The sequence below is a fragment of the Streptomyces sp. Y20 genome (assembly GCF_043195475.1).
Classification (GTDB): domain Bacteria; phylum Actinomycetota; class Actinomycetes; order Streptomycetales; family Streptomycetaceae; genus Streptomyces.
This window is the reverse complement of sequence record NZ_JBIDDP010000020.1, coordinates 63983-82861: the sequence shown is the minus strand read 5'-3', so window position 1 is coordinate 82861 and position 18879 is coordinate 63983. Positions and strand designations below refer to the sequence as shown.

Below are 18879 nucleotides of genomic sequence, written 5' to 3'. Positions count from 1 at the left end.
AGAGGGAAAGCCGGTGCACGAATCGGTGCGCTGCTCACGCCTCCTCCCCGCGTGCCTCCGGCCGGACGGAGGGCGAGTCCTGCCCCGGGAAGTCAGGCGGTCCACCTGCCCCCCACCGGCCCACTCGCCGGAGCACGGTTCCGACATGCCCCGGCCTCCGGCCCCGAGCTGCCGGACACCCTGGCGTGGGGGCTCGACATCGCTTGCCACGGGACGGTGCCGGGACTCCCCGTTGCGTCCGACGGGTCTGCCCCGGGAGTCTGCTCAGGGGTCGTGTGTGTCGTCCGCGATGCGGGTGTTCCCCGTGGCGGGCAGAGGCGGGAACAGCCAGTTCTCGAACGCGTCCAGGGCGAAGAGGGCCGCCATCATCACAACCGGCGTCATGAGGGCGAACGCGAGCACGAGCATGGGACCTCCCGCGGCTGATGCCTTGGGCCAAGCAGGTGACGAAATCCAGGATGCGGCCGAACGACCGACGCCGCATGTTGACCCTGACCGGGTCGGACGCCTCGCCATCAGGCGGCCGCTGGCCGCGCATGGCCGCCTTCCCGCCCAGCTCCGGTTTCTGGAGTGCGTCCAGGAGCGGGACCTCGCGCGTACCCGCCGGTGGATCGCCGACGAGGAGCGGCGCCGGGGCGGGCAGCCCCGGCACCGGGCCGGCGCGCGCAGTACGGCCTAAGCCGGCGCGGCGGGGAGCAGGTCCACGGCGATCACTGCCGGGCGGCGGCACGAAGCAGCCGGACCCGCAACGTCACCCGCGGCCTGAGGCTCCCGGGACGGCCTGGTGGGCCGGGCAGCAGGCGGACGGTTGCTCGGGACAGCAGCAGGTCGGCACTTACCCGGTCTGGGGCTCAGCCCTCCGGGATGACCTCGTCCGCCTGCATGCCCTTCTGGCCCTGCACCGCGACGAAGGTCACCTTCTGGCCTTCCTTGAGACTCTTGAAACCGTTCCCCTGGATCGCCCGGAAGTGCACAAAGAGGTCCGGGCCGCTTTCGGGGGTGGCCGGGCCCCGGTCAGCGGGCCAGCGTGACGGTGACGGGGACGTTGGGTCAGCGGCCGAGCACGTCTGCGAGCGTGGCGTGCTCGTCGGTGTCGATGCTCAGTCGCCAGCGGGTCTTGTCGGCCACCCGGTCGGTGACGTGCTGGCAGCGGTAGCCGGCGGTCGGCGGCAGCCAGGTGCTGGGGTCCTGGTCGGCCTTGGACCGGTTCGAGGCAGCCGAGACCGCGATCAGCGCGCGGTCGTCACCGAGGTCGTTGGCGTGCGCTTGCCGACGCCGACGCCCTCATGGAACGCCTCCCCGAGGGCGAGCGGTCGGACACGTGGCTGACGTACGGCGAGCAGAAGCACCACGTCCACCTCAGCCACGCCTTCACCACCCTCGGGGACACCCGCCGTGCGAACGAGAGCCAGCAGCGCGCCCTGGAGCTGTCCGCGCCGACCAGCACCATGACGCGCACCCTGCTGACCATCGACGCTGCCGCCTGCTCCCATCACGACGGCGACACCGAGCAGGCGTGCCGCCGCACGGTGGCCGCCCTGACAACGCTGCCCGCGGACTACCGCACCGGCCTGGTCCGCCGCCGCGCCCTGGACCTGTACGAAGCGATCCCCGCCCAGCACCACCGCGAGCCCGCGGTACGGGAACTACGCGGCGTCGTGGCCAGCTGACAACGCCGGCTCCCACACCGGGGCGAGCACCCACATACGAACGACCACTGAACCTGAACCTTGCGCAGCGCAGATGACACGACCTGATCACCGGCGTCTGGAGGTCCGCGCGAATCTCGGCAGCGCGCGCACTTTTACCGTACGAATCGCGCACGGAACGCGACCATGCTGCGGTCCTGCCTTGCATCCCGTCCCTGCTCTTTGGATTCGGGCGCCGACGCGAAGGGGCCGAGAGAGGATGGCGCTCCTACAGCCGACGCTCTTGCGGTCCAGCTGGGTATCTGTTGCGAAAAGGGCCCACCGGGCCGGCTAGCAAGAGAACGTCGTGGAGTGATCCATCATCCGGGCCTGCTGCGGACCGCTCCCCTGCCGGGGGAGACGACTTCGTCGCTGATCTGCCGCATCGCGAGCCGCTACGGGATGGAAGCGAAGGTGCTGCGGGCCTGCTGGAAGTGGCGCAACTACCCGCCCGGGCATGAGGGCGGCGGCGCACGGGCTGACGCCGAGGTGCTGCTGAAACACGGCCGGACGCCAGCTGCTGGCAGACATGTGCGGCGTTCGAGGCCACCGACGCGCGGTGCACGGTCTTTCAGGCTCCGGCCGCCGGCGGCATCGGACACGAGCAGACCGACGACATTGTCTCGAAGCTGGAGGCCGGGGCGGTGGCCGGCGCCCGCACCTGGGTCTTCGAGAGCAGCCCCGCACGGGTCCGAGCCGCGGTTCGAGGACGGCTGGTTCGCCGGAGCAACAACGGCGACAGGCCGACGTCGACGTGATGGTTGCCGACTCCCTTAATCGGCGTTCGCCTGCTCAACGGCTCGGAGTACGCCTCTTGCGTCGCCCAGCCCTCGGCATGGCGTCGAGGTGGGAGGCCCCCGGTCCGGGCCGGCCACCGGCCCGGTGGAGCGGGGCGGAGACCGGCGGACCGTTGGCTTCCTCGCATGCGCCGAGCCGGGCCGCTGGCTCGGGTCGGACACGGCGGCCGCCCGCGGACCGTCGGCCGCGGGCGCACCGGCGCGGGTCCGGGCCACGGCTCCGGCGCTGGTGCGGCCGCGTCCTCCCGCTCGGGGACGGGACTCAGAAGTCGTCCGCGCCGTTGCGGAGTTCCGGGGTCCAGTAGCCGGTGAGGGCCTTGGCCGGGTCGACGGCGATGCCGCCGCTGCCGGGGGCGGTGACGGCGATGACCGTGGAGTCGCCCTCCAACTGCACGGAGAACGCCGACACAGGCTCGTTGTCCTCGTCGACCCCGCCGTCCGACAGCTTCACCAGGGCGTAGGCCGGGGCCCCGGCCGTGAGCACGACCGGCCTGGCCGGCTTGCTCTTGGCGACTGGCGGGACGTCCTGCTTGTGGCTCTCCAGGAACTGGATGTGCGGGAAGCCCGTCAGCCGGCAGGAGTGCCCGGAGGTGTTGCGCGCCGTGAGGACGATGTGGGTGTAGGGCGGGCCGTCCTGCGTGGCGGCGGTGACCCGGACGTCCCGCGCGGTGCAGACCGGGGTGGAGGCCGTCCCGCGTCCACCGGTGGAGCCGGTGGCGCCGGTCGAGGAGGCGCCGGTGGAGCCCTTCGCCTCCGCCGGGCGCGCGGAGGCGGCCGACCCCGCCGCCTCGGAGGTGACTGTGTCCTTGGCGGCCGTCGTCGCGCCGGCCGCCGGGGACGACGCCACCGTGGCCGACGTTGCCGGCCGGGACGACGTGCTGCCGGAGTCGCTCTGGCAGGCGGTGAGCGACAAGGCGAGAGCCGTGCCCGCGACGGCGAGCAGCGTGGAGCGGTGCAGCGTGTTCATGGAGAGGTCCCCTGTGCGTGGTGCGGGCCGCGGCGCGGTGCCGCCGGCCCGGATGGTGATGCCGGTCGGTCGACGACGGAAGGGATCCCGGCCCGTGCACCCCGGTGCCCCGCAGTTGCGTCCGCCGGGACGGCCGGACCCGCGCAGGCCCGTGAACAGGCGCTCCGTGTCGGCCTTCAGTCGACCACTTCCGGTTGTCCTCGCCCAGGCAGTTCCCCCGGCAGAAATACGGTCGGCGATACTTCTGCCGGGGGGCTCTCAACCAGACGAGCCGGACGATCGGGGAAAGCCACGGTGCACGACGGCACGTCTTCGGGCAGGAACTTCGGGCAGCGGTTGCGGGCCTTGCGGGTGAACGCCGGACTGAGCCAGGAGGCGCTGTCCCACGAGGCCGGCGTGAGCGTGCGGGCGCTGGCCGACATGGAGCGCGGGCGGACCCGGGGCCCCCAGCGCCGTACGGTGCGGGCGCTGGCGGAGGCGCTGGGCCTGGATGCGGCTGAGGCCGGCGAGCTGGAGGAGGCCGCGAGCCTTGGCCGGCCCCGCCCCTGCCGGTCGGCGGACGCCGCCCAGCTGTCCGCCGCCGAGCCGGCAGCCGCCATGACCACGCGTGCACCTGACCTGCTGCCGCGCGCACCGCGCGGCTTCCACGGCCGGGCGTCGGAGCTCGCAGCCCTGACCCGGGCTACCGCGGGCGAGGCCCCGGTCTGTTTGGTCGTCGGGCCCGCCGGGGTCGGGAAGACCGCCCTGGTCCTGCGCTGGGCCCACCGCGACCCCGCCGGACTCAACGACGGGCGCCTCTATGCCGACCTGCGCGGCTTCAGCGACATGGGTGAGCCGGCCGCCGTTGAGGTGCTGCGCGAGTTCTTGGCGGCCTTGGGCGTGCCGCATGAGCGGATACCGGAGTCGGAGAACGGTGCGGCCGCACTGTTTCGGTCGTTGGCCGCCGACCGCCGGCTGCTGGTCGTCCTCGACAACGCCCGCGACTCCGAACAGGTCAGGCCGCTCCTGCCTGGCGGTGACCGCTGCGTCACCGTCGTCACCAGCAGGCACCGGCTGCCAGGGCTGATCGTCAGCGACTCCGCCCGGCCCGTCGCGGTCGACGTCCTCGCTCCCCTGGACGGCACCGCCCTCCTGGCCCGGGTCCTTGGCACGCACCGGGTGCACGCCGAGCCGGCGGCCGCGCTCCGCCTGGCCGAGCTGTGCGGCGGGCTGCCGCTGGCCCTGCGGGTGGTGGCCGCCCGCCTCGCTGGCCGGCCCGACTGGTCACTTGACTCGATGGCCGCCGAACTGTCAGACCAAACACGCCGCCTGAGCCTGCTCGACCTGGAGGACACCGGTGTCCGCGCCGCACTGCACCTGACACTGCAGCAGCTTCCGGCGCACATCTCCGGGGTGTTCGCCCATCTCGGCCGTCACCCGGGCACGCACGTCGACCGGTACGCGGCGGCCGCCCTGGCGGGCACGGATCCGGCGGCCGCCGAGAGCGCCCTGGAGCACCTGGCGGCCGCGCACCTGCTCACCGAAACGGCGCCCGGCCGGTGGGCGATGCACGACCTCGTGCGGCTCTACGCCCGCAGCCTGGACGCCCACCCCGACACCCTCAAGCGCGTTCTCGACCACTACATCGTCACGGCCACCGGGGCCGTGGCGGCGGCCGAACCCGGCTCGGAGGACTGCTTCCCGCCCCCGTCCGACTTTCTCCCGCCCGCTGCGGTGCGAAGGTTCGACGACCGCTCCGCCGCCGTGGCCTGGTACGCCGCCGAGCGCGACAACCTCACCCAAGCGGTCGCCGCGGCCAACGCCGCCCAACTGCACGACAGAACCTGGCGCATCGTCATGACGATGTGGCCGCTGATCGTGTGGCGCGTGCGCGACGGCTGGGCCCCGCTCCTGCAGACCGCCCTCACGGCCACGCGCGCCGACGCCGACGAGCACGGCGAGGCCCGGGTGCTCAACATCCTTGGCTGGGTCCTGACCGAGGAAGACCGCACCCCGGAAGCACTCGTCCACCTGAAGGCCGCGTCCACGCTCGCCGCCCGCGCTGGCGACGCGTTCGCCGAGGCCAACGCCCTGATCGTGCTGGCCATGGCCCACGCTTCCCTGGGCGGCCTCAAAGAAGCCGCCCACAGCTGCGAACGCGCGGCCGACCTGGCCCGCCAGATCGGCGACCGCAGGATGGAACGCCTCGCCACACAACACCTCGCCCGCCATCAGGCCGACGCCGGACACTGGCACCAAGCCCTCGCCACTGCGACCCACGCCCTGGCCTTCGAGCACCGACCCGAGACAATCGACATCCCCCACATCCTGCTGCTCGCCGTCAAGGGAGAAGCGCTGCTCGGACTCGGGAAACAGGCCGAGGGCATCACCCAGCTCGACCTCGCCGCCCGGGAAGCGGAATCGGCCGGCTACGACGACGGCGCGCTACGGGCACTCACCGCCCTCCTGCGGGCATCGGCGAACCCAGAAGTCCAGGCACGATACGACGCGGCACTCACACGACTCACCACACGCACCTGAACCCTGACGCCCCCCGCACCTCAGGAGTTCCAACCTTCCGGGCGGCCCTGAGGCCGGACGACGGACCAACATGATGATCTTGGCGGTGGAGATCATCGGGCCAAGGCGCACCCTCCTCGCCAGAGATGGCCGCGAGCTCCAGGCACGTCTCGTGGTCGCCACCCGCGTTGCCACGGCACAGACGGGCGAACTCGGCACCCGCCAGCGGCACCGAGTACAGGTCCAGCGTCCCGCTCTTCTCCGTCATGGCACTCTTCGTGTTCTTGCGGGGACCGGCCCCGCGGTTGGCCCGCCCACCTGATTGGTGAGCGGGAGTCTGGGAGCGGCCCCGGCCGCCGTCACTCCCCTGGACGGCCGGCCGGGGCGGCGTGATCTACCCCGCACCACGGCACCGCAACGGATGCGGCGCGCGGGCGACCGAGAGCCGTGGGTTCACCACGAGGGCCCGGTGCGGGCGTTCACGGGGGCTACAACAGGCGCACCACGGCCGCCGCGGACAGGCCGACCAGCAGCGCAGCCCAGGAGGGCCGGCTTGTCGCGGCGCGCCGGGGTTCGTGGGCTGGCATCATGCGAGGCGGAGCCCGTCCGAGGCCCTTCGCACGCTGCCCGGGCGGGCCGCCCCACCTCTCCTGCGCGGGCAGGGTAGGCGGCGATGCCCGTCGTAGGGGGCTGAGGGCGCCCAACCCTGGTTTCCGCCGGCGACCCAAAGATCATTCAAGGACTTGTAGCAGCCCTCTTCCTCCACTTCAGCCCAATGCGCAGCGATCGAGTGCAGCACGAACCCGGTTGAGTCCCTCCACTCTCCAGTGGCCCCGATCAGGCATTTGGTCGCCTCGGCGCCAGCGCCAGGCCGAGAACATCGCCCAGTTCAGGGCGCGGCACCGCTGGATCAGGCCGTGGTCAGCCCCCGCGTAGTGCCCTCCCACTTCTTCGGGGGCATGGGCGAGGTCGAACTCGATCGGACCACGGCAGCATGTGGCAAGGTCTACGAAAAGCGGCCCTCTTCTCGTGTTGAGGAGGTTGCCCGGATGCGGCTCGCCGTGCAACAGCTGGTCGCCGGGTTCGTCGCTGCTGATCGTGGCACTCAGCCCGCTGAGTGTGTCGCTGAGAAGTTCCCGACCATAACCAGGTAGCTCGGGGGACTGTTCCCGATCGTTCACCTCTCTCAGCGCCGCGGCGACTCGATCGGTGAAATGCGATGCGTCCAGATCGATCTGGCGCAGGGCGGCATGGTGCCGCATGAGCACGTCTGCATAGTGGGTCGGCGCGATCTCTGATCCCACAGGTTTGTAGTATTTTGCCCCGCTTTCCGTCGATGCGGGCCAGGTGGTGCTGCGCTCCAGGCGCGGCACCAAGATGCTTCCGGCGTCTCCGGAGATCGGCGCCGGGGCCGCGCAGCTGCCGGACGCGACTGCGCTGGACGGAGTTATGTGACCTGTCGGCCTGTCTCAGCCCGTTGATGTCTCATGTCGGACTCAGGGCCTGCTCCGGGCGAAGGCCTCCGCAGAGAGCTGGCGCTCACGTACGTATTCACCCCTGGTGGTATTCGCATGGATGGCCCGTTGCGCTGCACTGGGCCAACAAGGGTGCACACCTCTCCCGATACGGCTCATCGGTCGCGCTCCGGCTCAGTCGCTTGTGTATCGCCAGTGCGTCGTCGGACTGTATGAACCCTTGATCTTGGAGTGTCGTTGCTGGCGGGGCGCATGCTGATCAAGCTTGCGGCGAGTAGGAGAGCGCCCCCGATGTAGAAGGGGGCGCGAAGCCCGAAGGAGTCGGCTTCAAGACCCGCGAGAACAGCGCCGAGCGTGATTCCGCCGCCGATGACCATCTGGTAGGCCATGCCGACGCGTCCCAGTAAGTGAGCAGGGACGAGTGCCTGGCGGAGGGACACTGCGGTCACATTCCATGCCAGCTTCGCCGCTCCGTACACTGCGATACACGCGCCGGCGACGAGGCCCGAGGGGGCCGCGCCGGCAGCCACTGCGGTGCCTGCAGTGATCGCAGCAGTCAGCCGCAGAACTCTAGGGGGTCCGTAGCGGGCGCTCAGACGAGGGGTCGCCATCGCCCCCGCTACGCCTCCGATCGCGAAGGAGGCGACCAGCAAGGCGAATCCGAGATTGGTCAGGCCCAGGGTCTGCCGGGCGTAGAGCACCAGAATGGCGATGAGACCCCCATCTACGAAGTTGGTGATCCCAGACGTCAGGCAGAGGCGACGGAGCAACGGCTGCTGCCAGAGCCAGCGCACCCCCTGAGTCGTGTCGTCGAGCAACCTCCTCCAAGGGTTTGGTGTGGTTCGCGGCCGTGGACGAAAGTCGCCGCTCAGCGTCAGGGCCAGTACGGCAGCAGCGGCGAACGACACCGCATCGACGGCGAAGGGAAGCGTGGCGCAGACGCCGAAGAGCAACGCCGCCCGCACTACACGGCTGGGCCTGCACGGATAGGCCACAGCCTTGAACGAGATGCGTCCGGGCATGCGATGGCTCGGGGACGACCGCCTGCAAACCACTGTCTGTGACAGCCCTCCTCTGGAACTCTCCGGGGTGCCACTCATGTTCGTCCCCGTTACCCTGAACCAAAGCTGGGTCTGCTGGGACGTCCCGGCCGTCGACGGCCGGGACGCACGCCCCACCCAGCGGTACGCGATCGTCTATCCCTGCTCGGGCGTCCTAGCAGACAGGGACCGAAAACAGGCACCCGAGGCCCTTGCCGCGCTACTCGGATCCGCCCGGGCCGAAACACTCACCCTGCTCGACACCCCGAAGACCACCACCCAGCTGGTGGCCCTCACCGGCCAGCCGCTGGGCTCGGTAGGGCGGCACCTGAAGATCCTGCGCGAGGCCCACTTGACCCACCACCGGCGCGCGGGCCGTTCAGTCCTGTACTACCTCACCTCAACGGGCCAGGTCCTCGTGGGAGCGCAGGGGGCCGGGCTCGGTGGCCCCTGACAGCCCTGTTTCGCACCTCCTCCACCCGCAATGAGCCCGGAGGGCCACGTTCGCGCGGACCGACCTCGTCAAGGGACTCGCCAATCGCCTCAGGTAGCGGACGGCCCGTCAGGTCGCGGCCGGGCGCAGGTCACGTCGCGGATCGGGAGGTGTCCGGTCGCCAAGTAGGTGTTGACGGTGGTGTCCACGCAGGCGCTGCCGAACACGCCGTACACCGCGTGCTGGTCGGCTCCGCGCAGGGTCACCAGGCGGGAGCTGGGCCAGAGGTGGCGGACCGACCGCGCGCCGCGGTAGATGGTGCGCGGGTCGCCGGTGGCGTTGACGAGCAGGGCTGGCAGGTCGTCGCGGACCGTGGTGGGGCGTTCGCGCGGCGCGTCCCAGAAGGCGCACGCGTTGATGCCGTTCGTGACGGGTGTGAACAGCCGGTCCCCTGTCCCGGCGCGCCGCAGATCGCGCCAGTACGTCTCCGGGTCATGGGGTGCGGCCACGTCCCCGCACAGGATGGCCGCCTGCGCGCTGCCGTAGGCGGACTCGTGCCCGGTCAGCAGGAATTCCAGTGCCGAGGCCAGCCACGGGGACGGGGTGACCGTCCGGCCCCTGACGGCGCGCCGCAGGTCCCGGACGCCCTGTGCGAAGTCGCCGTAGGCCTGGGGGTTGTCCTGGGAGAGCCCGTTGAAGACGAGGACGGGCAGCACGTGGTCGTCCACCCGGTAGCCGCCCAGACGCAGGGGTGTGCGGGCCGCGGCGGCGCGGACCGTCTCCACGGTGCCCAGGACGGCGCTGCGGGTGCGGCCCAGCCCGTAGGCCGCGTGGTGGGCGGCTGCCCAGTCGGCCCAGCCGCGCAGGGCGTGCCGGTTGGCCTCCTCCGAGCCCCGCAGCAGCCGCGGGCTGTAGCGGGCGGGGTCCGCCACGCCGTCCAGGACGACTCGGTCGACGCGCTGCGGAAACATCGTCGCGTAGACCTGTCCGAGGTAGGTGCCGTATGAGTAACCCAGGTAGCTGATCCTGCGCTCGCCGAGGGCGGCCCGGACGACGTCCATGTCGCGGGCGGTGTTGCGGGTGGTGGCGTACGGCAGCAGGTCACCGGCGTGGGTGCGGCAGCGGTCGGCGAGGTCCGCGGAGAAGGAGACCATGCGGTCGAAACCGGCGCGGCCGCTGCCGGTTCCGCGGATCATGCTGCCGGTGGGCCACCGGCAGTCCAGCCGGGTGCTGCGGCCGACGAAGCGGGGGTCCACTCCGACCACGTCGTAGCGGACGGCGACGTCCTTCATGGCCTTGCGCACCCACGGCGGGTCACCGATCGTCTGTCCGCCGGGTCCGCCGCTGTTGAGCAGGAGCGCGCCGGCGCGGTGGGCGGTGTCGGTGCCCCGGATCCGGGATATCGCGACGGTGACGGTACGGCCGGCGGGGCGGGTGTAGTCCAACGGCACGGTGACGTCGGCACAGCGCGCGCCGGCCTGTTCGAGTTCCTTGCCGGTGGTGTCGTCGGGGCCGAGCAGACAGCTCTTCCAGTGGAGGTGCTGGTGGTGGTAGCGGGCCAGGGGGTCGGCGGCCGGCCGGGCCGCGGCGGGGGTTGCGGGGGCGGCGCCCAGGGTCAGCGCGCCCGCCAGTGCCAGGGTGAGGGCTGCCGCGCCCCGGGAGAGGAGGCGGCGCGGGCGCCGGCTGACGGCCGGCAAGGTGGGGCGGGTCATGCGGGTGTCCTTTCGGTGGACGTGCCCTCGCAGAGGGCCTTGTCGACGACGTCGAGGAAGTCCCGTTCGGCCTGGAGGGTGGCGGGCACCTCGTTCAGGGCGACGGCCCGGCCGCCGGGCCCGGTGGCGACGAGCGCGCGGTGGCCGCCGGGCACGGTTCCGGCGTGGCCCCACCAGGTGCCGCCGCACGACAGCGGTGAGGAGATCAGGCCGAGCCCGTAGCGGGCGCCCGGCCAGAGCCGGTCGGGGTCGGCGACCACCGTGCGCCGCATCTCGGCACGTTGGGGCGCGGGCAGGAGCCGGCCGGCGGACAGCGCGGTGGCGAACCGGGTCAGGTCGGCCGGGGTGGACACCAGGGCGCCGCCGACGCCGCCGAAGGTCGTGTTCCAGTCGGTGCCGTCCACCAGGCGGCCGTCCCCGGCGGTGAAGTAGCTGCGCGAGTGCGGGCCCCGGATGCGGACGGCGTCGCCCGGCCAGTAGGTGTCGTGCAGGCCCAGTGGGCCGATGATGCGGCGGGTGATCTCCGTCTCCGGGCTGTGTCCGGTGACCTGGCGCACGATCAGCCCGGCGATCAGGTAGTTGGTGGTCGCGTAGTGCCAGGTGTGCTGCGGGGGCGGCAGCCGCAGGGCGCGGGCGACGAGCTGGCGCGGCTCGAAGTGGCGGTACCGCAGTCGTTCGATGTGCTGCCACTCGGGGGCGTCGAGGTAGTCGGGCAGCCCGCCGGTGTGCTGGAGGAGCTGCCGCACGGTGATCCGGCGGCCGTCGTGACCGCCCGCGCGGATCAGACCCGGCAGGTAGCGCTCGACGGGCGCGTCCAGGGACAGCCGCCGCTCCGCGGCGAGTTGGAGGACGACCGTCGCGGTGAACGTCTTGGTGACGCTTCCGATCCGCAGCCGGTCGGCGGTGCTCATGGGGCGGCCGGTCCGCAGGTCGGCCACGCCGTCGCTCGCCGTCCAGCGGGCGCAGGGCGCGTCCGGGCCCGCGCCGGTAACCAGGACCGCGGCGCCGGTGATCCGGTCGTGCGTCACCAGGTGGTGCACGGACCGGCTGAGCGCCGGGTGGGGGCCGCACGCGCGGGTCGTGTGCTGCGGGGACTGTGCGGCGGCGGCCGGGGCGGTGGTCAGCAGGCAGGCCAGCGCCATGACCGCGAGCCCGGTATGCCGGCGGACCGCGGAACTCGATAAGAAGATCGCCATGGGACCTCACGCTAGGCACCGCCTGCACCGCGCTCACTCCGGCAGGCAGGCGATTCGGTGCGGAGGGCAGCACCAACGCGCGCCCGGAGGCAAACCCCCGGGCCCGGCAGCGGATCGGGTTGTCTTCCTGGAAGCGGCCGGACACGATCGTGCCCAGGAGGGTGGCGACGACGGCGAAGCCGGCGGTGACGACGGTGGCTAACACGCGAAGGCTCCTCGGTGAAGGGGGAGAGCAGGAAGCGCCGCGCCCCGGCCTGCTGGTGTCCGAAAGTGCGTAGCGAGCTCAGAGCCCGGCCGTGCTCTGAGGCCGGTCGGCGAGCAGCAGGTGGCCGAGGCCGTCGGCGAGAGCGGCGAGCTGGCCCTCGGGTTCGGTGACGTCGTGGGTTGCCAGGTCGTGGAAAGGTTAAGCAGAGGCTTGCCCCCGGGACCGCCCGCGGGTGCCGGGCCCCGACCACCCCGACACCATGACCACCCGCAATAGGCTCGCCCGCTGGCTGCGACTCACCGAAGGCCACTGACTCCGGTGGCACGCAAGGAGAAGGTCATGATGCATGCCGGAAGGGCATGACAGCGGCCGACCCGACGGAGCCAGAGCCGAACTTGTCGCGGATGCGGTCCATGGCCTGTTCGGCGACGAGGCGGGACTCGCGGGCGGTGTCCAGGCTGATCTGCTGGGCGACCTGGTCGGCGTCGAGGAGGTCCTCGCCCTTGAGGACGAGCCCGGTCAGGCGGCCGCGCTGGAGGCCAGCGGCGTCCATCAGCTGGTAGGCGAGTGTGCGCAGGTCCTCGTCGTGGGCGGAGGGTTCGGGCAGGCGGCGGGTCTTCTCCCAGCTGGTGCCGCCCGCGAAGAGCAGGGTTAAGGTGAGGGCGCGGGCGGCCTGGTCGCGGCGGCGCAGTTGGAGGCCGAGCTGGACGACGAGGTCGTGGAGGGCGGCGCGGACGGTTGCGCCGTCGAGGGTGTGGTGGGTGAAGCGGTGGCGTACGGCGGCGGAGGCCGGCAGGGCCCGAGGGACGACCGGGCGGGGGTCGATGCCGCGGGCGCGGTCGGCCGCGAGCCGGCCGGCCTTCTTGCCCAGCAGACGCTGCACGGTGGCCGGGGAGACGGTGGCGAGCAGACCGACCGTGTGGATGCCGTAGTGCAGCAGGATCGCGTCGCGCTGGCGTTCGCTGAGGACGCTGACGGCGGCGTACAGGGTGATGGCGTCGGTGAGCCGGTCGTAGGGGTCCTCGACGTGGTCGGCGAGCGCGGCTTCGAAGGCGGCGGTCTCCATCAGCTCCGGGCGGCGCCGGCGCTTGCGGTGCAGGTCGATGATGCGGCGCTTGAGGATCGTCCAGGCGTAGCCCTCCAGGCTCTCCATCTCCAGCATCCGCAGCCAGTGGTCCATGATCCGGTCGAAGGTCAGGTCGACGGCTCCCTCGGCGTCGGCGTCGGAGCCGAGCTGGAGGTAGGCGTAGCGCATGTAGTGAACGCGGCGCTGCTCGTGGAACCCCCAGTACGACATCTGCGCGGCGACGGGCCACTGATCGATCGGCACCGCGCGCGGGGTGCCCACCGCGCCGCCGGTGTCCTCCGTTCCTGCTCGCCGCTCACGACGCCTCCCGGTCCGACTCGCCGGAGCGGACCGCAGTGCGGGCGCCGGTCAGTTGGGCGATGCCGATACGGACGCCGGCGGTCAGCAGCCGACGGCATCCGCGGCCCACGTCCGGGCCGAACACCCTGAAGGCGAGCGCGATGTCGAACAACCACACGGCAGCAGTGTGCTGCACGGGTCCTCCCTATACCTGTTCCATGTCCAGGTGCCGCACCCTCCCCCACCCCCCGGGCACCAGAGGCGACAACCACCTCCACCCCATCAGGCCTGAACAGATAGAAATGTGCAGTCGATCCCCCCAAAAAGTTACGTTCAGTATCGAAACGATTGCAGCAAGTTCAATCATCTAATGATTTTCGAGCTGACGACCATCGCCCGCCGCTGGCCCGTCGGGCGTCTCGCGACGCGCAGGGAAGTGACCAACAGTCAGCGGCCGGAGTGACGGTACGGGCACGTCCGGGCAACGGCTGAGGGCGTCCGTGAGCGCGGCCCGTTCGACGGCGTCGACGCTCAGACCCCAGCGCATTTTGTCGGCCGCCCAATCGGTGACGTACTGACAGCAACAGCCGGCGGCGGGCGGCATCCGTATAGCCGGGCGCTGCGGTGGGGGCGCTGCGGAGATGAGGCGCCACCACGAGACAGGGGTAGTGGGCACACGTGATCGAGGTGGCTGAAATGTGTGTTGAGTCCCCGACTGGTCAGCCCTAGATTCGGCCCACCGCATATCGTGCAATACGGGGGAACAGAATGAAGCTGGCGAACCTGTCAGGGCGTCTGAAAGTGCGGGCTTCCACTGCTTCGGTGGCAGTCGGAGCCGCTCTGGCCGCGTCGATGCTGGTTGCGTCTCCTGCCGCAGCCATGTGGATCGACCCAAACCCCGGGCCTGCGCCCGATAATTGCGCGCCCGGGAACGTCTGCGTTTATGCCGCTTTGATACCAGTCGGCATGACACCTGAACACCGGTACTACTACTACGGCTCGTACAACTTCGTGAATGAGTTCGACGATCACACCGTGTGGAACAACCAGACCGGCGGAGCTCGCGCGCTGTTGTGTCTCGGCTACAACGGCACCAACTGCACCGTCACCATTGCCGCCGGCCAGGCGTTCCACGGATCGCTTACTCCGTACAACTCGATCAAGCTGATCTCCTGATCGCGGCTCTCTGAGGTCATCGGAGGGTACGGCCTCCGGCGGAGTCCTCCGGGCTGCGGACAAAGCAGTGGGAGGTCGGTACCTGGTCTGCGGCGCCTGCGCGGCAGGCGCCGCACTTTCCCGCCTCACCAGCGCGATCAGCCCGGCGACCCCACAGCACACGGTCCATGACGAGGCGGGGAACCGGCTAGGTCGGCCCGAGATATCACGAGACTTCGACGCCGGTGCAGGGGTGGCGCCACGGCGACTGGCGAGGCCGCCACCATGAGAGGACGGCGACCGTCACGATGGCCGCGCTGACGGACCGTGAATCATCCCCAGCCGACTCTCTTCCACGCCGACGTCATCACGGGTGGGCCAGGAAGGGCACCCCCGAGGCCCGCTCCACGTCAGTCAGTGCCATCGGCGGTAGGAGGAAAGCGCCGGACGTCACCGGCCGTAGCCCGGAGGCTGAGGCGGAGCACACCGTTCGGCTCCGCTGCCCACGCAGGGGTGTGCGGGCATCAGGGCCCACACGTGTCGTCCTTCGGCGGTCGTCTCGATTCCGCAGCTGTCGGCGCCCAGATCACGCAAGCCGATGAGCAGGTCCGCTGCCTCTCCGGTATCGGCGTGCCGGTGGCTCAGGCAGAGGACGAGAGCCATGCCGTTCTGCTCGGACAAGTGAATGCTGATACGGCGGCCGCCGTCGGCGATGACCGTGGCAGTCAGCAGACGCACCACCTGGTCGAGGGATGCGGCTGCGGTCAGGCCCCAGTCGGCCAATCGGGCCGTCACGTTCCTGGCGGCTCTGGCCGGCGTCCATGGGGCGGTGTCCAGCGTCCATGACGCGCCGCGTCGGTTCCTCATGACAGGGTGCCCGGTGCGGCCGGCGCGCTGCGGTACGGGCAACCCCGCCAGGAGGTGGCTGCGGGACGGGGCGGGAGGCGGCGGGCTCGGCGGCTTCTTCGGGGGCGGCGGGGTCTTCGGCGGGTAGTCGGGCCGGGGCTTGATCGCGTCGGGCCCGGCGGGCGGATCCTCCATGCGGCCTCTCCTGTCGACGCGTTCATCGTAGGGGCGCAGAGGGCTGACGGTGACGCGTTCTCATGTACCAGCTCCGGCACGGGCCTGGGGCCAGGACGAGCTGGTGTGAAGGGCATTGGCGACAGCCAGCGCCGGCTGCTCAGGTTCCAGCGACAGAACGGCCGGCGGCAGACGGGCGAGCTGGAGCCGGGCGAGGGCGGAGGCTGGAGTGCCCCGGACCACGGCCCGGGCACCGCAGCACGGCCGGACGGCGGGCACGAACGGCCCGACGGTAGGCCTCCCCCGGCGGCCCGACGACAGAACGGTGCAATAGCGCGGCGGTCAAACACATGTAGCCAGGTGTGGGAGGGACAGCCGGCGCGGTGGACGGCCGCGGGGAGTGCGTCGGCCTTCTGCATCGTGGTGACACGCAAGGCCCCCGTGCCGCCCTTCGCGCCCGGTCACGGACGATGCCGACCGTGACGAGGACGCCGGCGGCGATGGCGCTACCGACCAGCACATGGGGCCGCGCAGCGCCGCCCGCCGGGCCGGATCAGGGGGGAGGTCACCGGCGGGCGGGCCGGATCAGCGTGCCGGGGTAACGGTGATGGGGACGTTCGGGCAGCGGCTGAGCACGTCTGTGAGGGCGATGTGCTCGACGGCATCGATGTTCAGTCGCCAGCGGGTCTTGTCGGCCACCCAGTCGGTGACGTACTGGCAGCGGTAGCCGGTGGTCGGCGGCAGCCACGTGCTGGGGTCCTGATCGGCCTTGGACCGGTTCGAGGCGGCCGACACGGCGATCAGCGCGCGGTTGTCACCGAGGTCGTTGGCGTAGGCCTCCCGCTCCTTCGCCGTCCAGGTGGAAGCACCGGAGTCCCAGGCCTCGGCGAGCGGGACCAGGTGGTCGATGTCCACACCGCTGCGCCCCTGGATGTAGCGGTCGTCGTAGGGCGAGTACCACTCGCCCCCGCTCAGGGCGCAGCGCGGGCCCTGAGCGGGGGCGATGACGGCTTCGGCCTTGAGTACTTCGGCGCGGGTGTTGCAGCCGTCCCCGTCGGCGTCGACCCACACTTGGTGCGCTCGTAGCCGGTGCGGTCCTCGGTGCGCAGGGGCAACTGGGCAAGGGCGTCTTGTACGGGCAGGGTGACGGAGTCGCCGGGCGCGGCGGCAGCCGGGACGGCGTGCGCGGTCGTCGGGAGGAGGAGGGCGGCGAGCACGGCAGCCGCGGCGGCGGGGCGGGCAAAGCGCACGAGCGGGAGTCCCCTCGAAGAACACAGGCAGGCCGTGATCTTCGTAGCGGCTCCCGCGGGCGACCCGCCCGGAAACCGGCAGTGGCTCTACCCGATCGGGGGTCAAGTCGGATCGTCGACACATACCGCGGGCGGCTTAGGATCCGTGGCCGTGGCAGACGTCCCCGATGAGCTGATCGAGCTGGAACGATCCGCCGAGGGCGAGCGCGTCAAGCTCGCCGGTCTCGCCGGTGAGGAGTACGCCGCCCAGTGGCGGCGCTGGCGTGAGGCGTCCGGGACGGTCCAGGCGGCCGTGACCGCGCACGCCGAGGCGGCCGGGGCGAACCGGTACGAGGTGGAACAGGCCGTGAAGAAGGCCGCCCGGCACACCCCGCAGGATCCAGGCGCCGAATAGCCGAGCCTCCGCTACCGCAGGTCCGGCCAGGCGACCAGGACGTCGCCGCTCTCGACGGTGGTGAGGACGATCGGGGCACCAGGCATACCCCCGTACTCGCCGACCCAGCGCCGGAACTTGTCCCGCGCAAGTTTCTGTGGGCGGGAAGGTCATCGACCCTACCGCGGTGCTGCGGACCGTTGCCCCCGGATGGCCGGTCGGGCAAGCCGTGAGCGGACGGGCGGCGGTCCCCGGCGTCGTCGCGGCCTGACGCAGGGGGCGTCGGCCCTTCACCCGGGGAGGTCTCGTCCCGTTCGGGTTCCGCGGTGGTCCCTGGACGGGTCGGTGCGCCGGCGGGAGTGTGACGGTTGCCGCTGAGGAAGTTCTACGAAGGATGCCGCGCCGGCCGAGCCGGGGCGGCATACGCCGTCTTGCCACCGTGCCCTGCTGCGGCTGCTGCCGTAGGGCCGGTCAGCGCCCGGAAAGGGTGGGCTGCCGGGATGCGGTGATCAGGGACATCACCAGCAGCACGGTCGCCAGGAGACCGGTGGTCAGGTAGGGCTGTCCGGTGAAGGGGGTGAGCCAGACCAGCAGAGCGATGGCGGGATGCAGCCACGAGCGGGCGGCGCGGGTGCCGTGGGGACGGATGTGCAGCAGCCAGGCCAGGACGAGGAAGACGGCGACGGCGGTGGAAAAGATCCACGCCGCCGTGAAACCGGAGACGCCGCCGTGGTGCTCCAGCAGGGCAACGCCGATCTCGAGTCCGGCGCCCACCGCGGTGGCGGAGCCGAGGATGAGGTAGTGGCCGTAGCCCCAGCGAAACGCCTGTTTCTGGGGGGTGATGAGCGCGGCTCCGGGCTGGGCGAAGTACATCCACCACATGGTGAAGACCGTCAGCAGCCCTCCCACCGCGATCAGGCACAGCTGGAGGAGATGGGGGCCGTGGAGTGCCTCCTGCACGGCTCGGGTGGCGGAGGTGACCGTCTCCCCCAGCACGATGAGGGTGAACAGCCCGAAGCGTTCGGCGATGTGTCCGGGATGCCAGGCTGCGACCGGACCCCGCTCGCAGAACACCGGAACGAGCAGTTCACCGATCACCAGGCCAGCGAAGAGGGCCATCTGCCATGTCCCGGGCAGCCACAGCCGGCCGATCCAGCCGGCCTGCAGGATGCTGATCCCGGCCGCATACCGGCGTGCAATGCGCCGGCGGTCCGCATCGAGGTCCTCATGCGAGGCGCGCAGCCACTGGCCGACCACGCCGATGCGCATCACCGCGTAGCCGGCGGTGATGACGGCGAACTCGCCCGCGAAGGCGTCCGGGACCCCCGCAGCGAGGACGAGGGCGCCCGCGATCTGTACGAACGTTGCGATCCGGTACGGGACATCGTCCGTGTCGTAAGCGGAGGCGAACCAGCTGAAGCCCATCCACGCCCACCAGATCGCGAAGAACGCCGCCGCGTAATACCCAAGCCCCCGCGCGACATGGCCGTCCAAGACCTGCTCGGCCAACTGCGCCGATGCCTGGGAGACGGCCACGACGAAACAAAGGTCGAAGAACAGCTCCAGCGTGGTGGAGACGCGATGCTCCTCTCCCGGATCGCGGCCCCGCATCGGTCTGCGCAGTGGATGCCGGGCCGGCTCGGGCACGGACATCGACAGCCCACCTCCATGGATCGGGGCGCCGCTCCCGCGCCGGCGGGCAG

15 protein-coding genes and 3 pseudogenes are annotated in these 18879 nt (G+C 71.4%); 5 read left to right on the top strand and 13 right to left on the bottom strand.

Going from position 1 to position 18879, the window contains the following annotated elements; all coding sequences use genetic code 11:
- Nucleotides 1-264: 264 nt before the first annotated feature.
- The 3 genes and pseudogenes from ACGFT1_RS33855 to ACGFT1_RS33845 form a co-directional block, all read right to left on the bottom strand.
- Nucleotides 265-408 carry a hypothetical protein gene (locus ACGFT1_RS33855; protein WP_373912810.1) on the bottom strand — a complete coding sequence of 48 codons (144 nt, stop codon included), beginning with the start codon at nt 406-408 and terminating at the stop codon, nt 265-267.
- Between the two features lie 443 nt (nt 409-851).
- Nucleotides 852-1010: pseudogene (locus ACGFT1_RS33850) on the bottom strand (cold-shock protein); the annotation flags it as partial.
- A 40-nt stretch (nt 1011-1050) separates the two neighbouring features.
- Nucleotides 1051-1272, bottom strand: a pseudogene (locus ACGFT1_RS33845) (HNH endonuclease); the annotation flags it as partial.
- A 14-nt stretch (nt 1273-1286) separates the two neighbouring features.
- On the opposite strand from ACGFT1_RS33845, the gene ACGFT1_RS33840 reads away from it, so the two are divergent.
- The gene (locus ACGFT1_RS33840; RefSeq protein ID WP_373912809.1) at nt 1287-1670 is read left to right on the top strand and encodes a hypothetical protein; all 384 of its coding nucleotides are present in this window, start codon (nt 1287-1289) and stop codon (nt 1668-1670) included.
- Between the two features lie 1077 nt (nt 1671-2747).
- Here ACGFT1_RS33840 and ACGFT1_RS33835 read toward each other — a convergent pair.
- Nucleotides 2748-3452 (bottom strand): DUF4232 domain-containing protein, encoded by a 705-nt coding sequence (locus ACGFT1_RS33835; protein WP_373912808.1) that lies wholly within the window; start codon nt 3450-3452, stop codon nt 2748-2750.
- A 294-nt stretch (nt 3453-3746) separates the two neighbouring features.
- Between ACGFT1_RS33835 and ACGFT1_RS33830 the strand changes: the two genes are divergently transcribed.
- On the top strand, nt 3747-5972 hold the full coding sequence (locus tag ACGFT1_RS33830) for a helix-turn-helix domain-containing protein (RefSeq protein ID WP_373912807.1): 2226 nt from the start codon (nt 3747-3749) through the stop codon (nt 5970-5972).
- Between the two features lie 746 nt (nt 5973-6718).
- Here the strand turns inward: ACGFT1_RS33830 and ACGFT1_RS33825 are convergent.
- Nucleotides 6719-7324, bottom strand: coding sequence for a phosphotransferase (locus ACGFT1_RS33825; RefSeq protein WP_373912806.1), 606 nt, complete (start codon nt 7322-7324; stop codon nt 6719-6721).
- A gap of 257 nt (nt 7325-7581) precedes the next feature.
- Entirely contained in the window at nt 7582-8448 is an 867-nt protein-coding gene (locus ACGFT1_RS33820; RefSeq protein WP_373912805.1) for an MFS transporter, read from the bottom strand.
- A 76-nt stretch (nt 8449-8524) separates the two neighbouring features.
- Here ACGFT1_RS33820 and ACGFT1_RS33815 point away from each other — a divergent pair, with 76 nt between their 5' ends.
- Nucleotides 8525-8920 carry an ArsR/SmtB family transcription factor gene (locus ACGFT1_RS33815; RefSeq protein WP_373912804.1) on the top strand — a complete coding sequence of 132 codons (396 nt, stop codon included), beginning with the start codon at nt 8525-8527 and terminating at the stop codon, nt 8918-8920.
- A gap of 89 nt (nt 8921-9009) precedes the next feature.
- Here ACGFT1_RS33815 and ACGFT1_RS33810 read toward each other — a convergent pair whose 3' ends face one another.
- From ACGFT1_RS33810 to ACGFT1_RS33795, 4 genes are all read right to left on the bottom strand, one after another.
- Nucleotides 9010-10611: an alpha/beta hydrolase gene (locus tag ACGFT1_RS33810; protein WP_373912803.1), complete on the bottom strand. Its 1602-nt coding sequence runs from the start codon at nt 10609-10611 to the stop codon at nt 9010-9012.
- On the bottom strand, nt 10608-11807 hold the full coding sequence (locus ACGFT1_RS33805) for a serine hydrolase domain-containing protein (protein WP_373912802.1): 1200 nt from the start codon (nt 11805-11807) through the stop codon (nt 10608-10610). Before ACGFT1_RS33805 ends, ACGFT1_RS33810 begins: the two co-directional genes overlap by 4 nt.
- Nucleotides 11808-12349: 542 nt before the next feature.
- Entirely contained in the window at nt 12350-13342 is a 993-nt protein-coding gene (locus ACGFT1_RS33800; RefSeq protein ID WP_373912801.1) for a hypothetical protein, read from the bottom strand.
- Between the two features lie 52 nt (nt 13343-13394).
- Nucleotides 13395-13574, bottom strand: coding sequence for a hypothetical protein (locus ACGFT1_RS33795; protein WP_373912800.1), 180 nt, complete (start codon nt 13572-13574; stop codon nt 13395-13397).
- 770 nt (nt 13575-14344) lie between these two features.
- On the opposite strand from ACGFT1_RS33795, the gene ACGFT1_RS33790 reads away from it, so the two are divergent.
- Nucleotides 14345-14554 carry a hypothetical protein gene (locus ACGFT1_RS33790; RefSeq protein ID WP_373912799.1) on the top strand — a complete coding sequence of 70 codons (210 nt, stop codon included), beginning with the start codon at nt 14345-14347 and terminating at the stop codon, nt 14552-14554.
- Between the two features lie 429 nt (nt 14555-14983).
- On the opposite strand, the gene ACGFT1_RS33785 is transcribed toward ACGFT1_RS33790, so the two are convergent.
- A complete protein-coding gene (locus tag ACGFT1_RS33785) occupies nt 14984-15574 on the bottom strand; it encodes a hypothetical protein (RefSeq protein WP_373912798.1) in 591 nt (196 codons plus the stop codon).
- A 564-nt stretch (nt 15575-16138) separates the two neighbouring features.
- Nucleotides 16139-16803, bottom strand: a pseudogene (locus tag ACGFT1_RS33780) (HNH endonuclease family protein).
- 151 nt (nt 16804-16954) lie between these two features.
- Between ACGFT1_RS33780 and ACGFT1_RS33775 the strand changes: the two are divergent.
- The gene (locus ACGFT1_RS33775; RefSeq protein WP_373912797.1) at nt 16955-17197 is read left to right on the top strand and encodes a hypothetical protein; all 243 of its coding nucleotides are present in this window, start codon (nt 16955-16957) and stop codon (nt 17195-17197) included.
- 450 nt (nt 17198-17647) lie between these two features.
- Here ACGFT1_RS33775 and ACGFT1_RS33770 read toward each other — a convergent pair whose 3' ends face one another.
- Nucleotides 17648-18829 (bottom strand): low temperature requirement protein A, encoded by a 1182-nt coding sequence (locus tag ACGFT1_RS33770; protein ID WP_373912796.1) that lies wholly within the window; start codon nt 18827-18829, stop codon nt 17648-17650.
- Nucleotides 18830-18879: the final 50 nt, after the last annotated feature.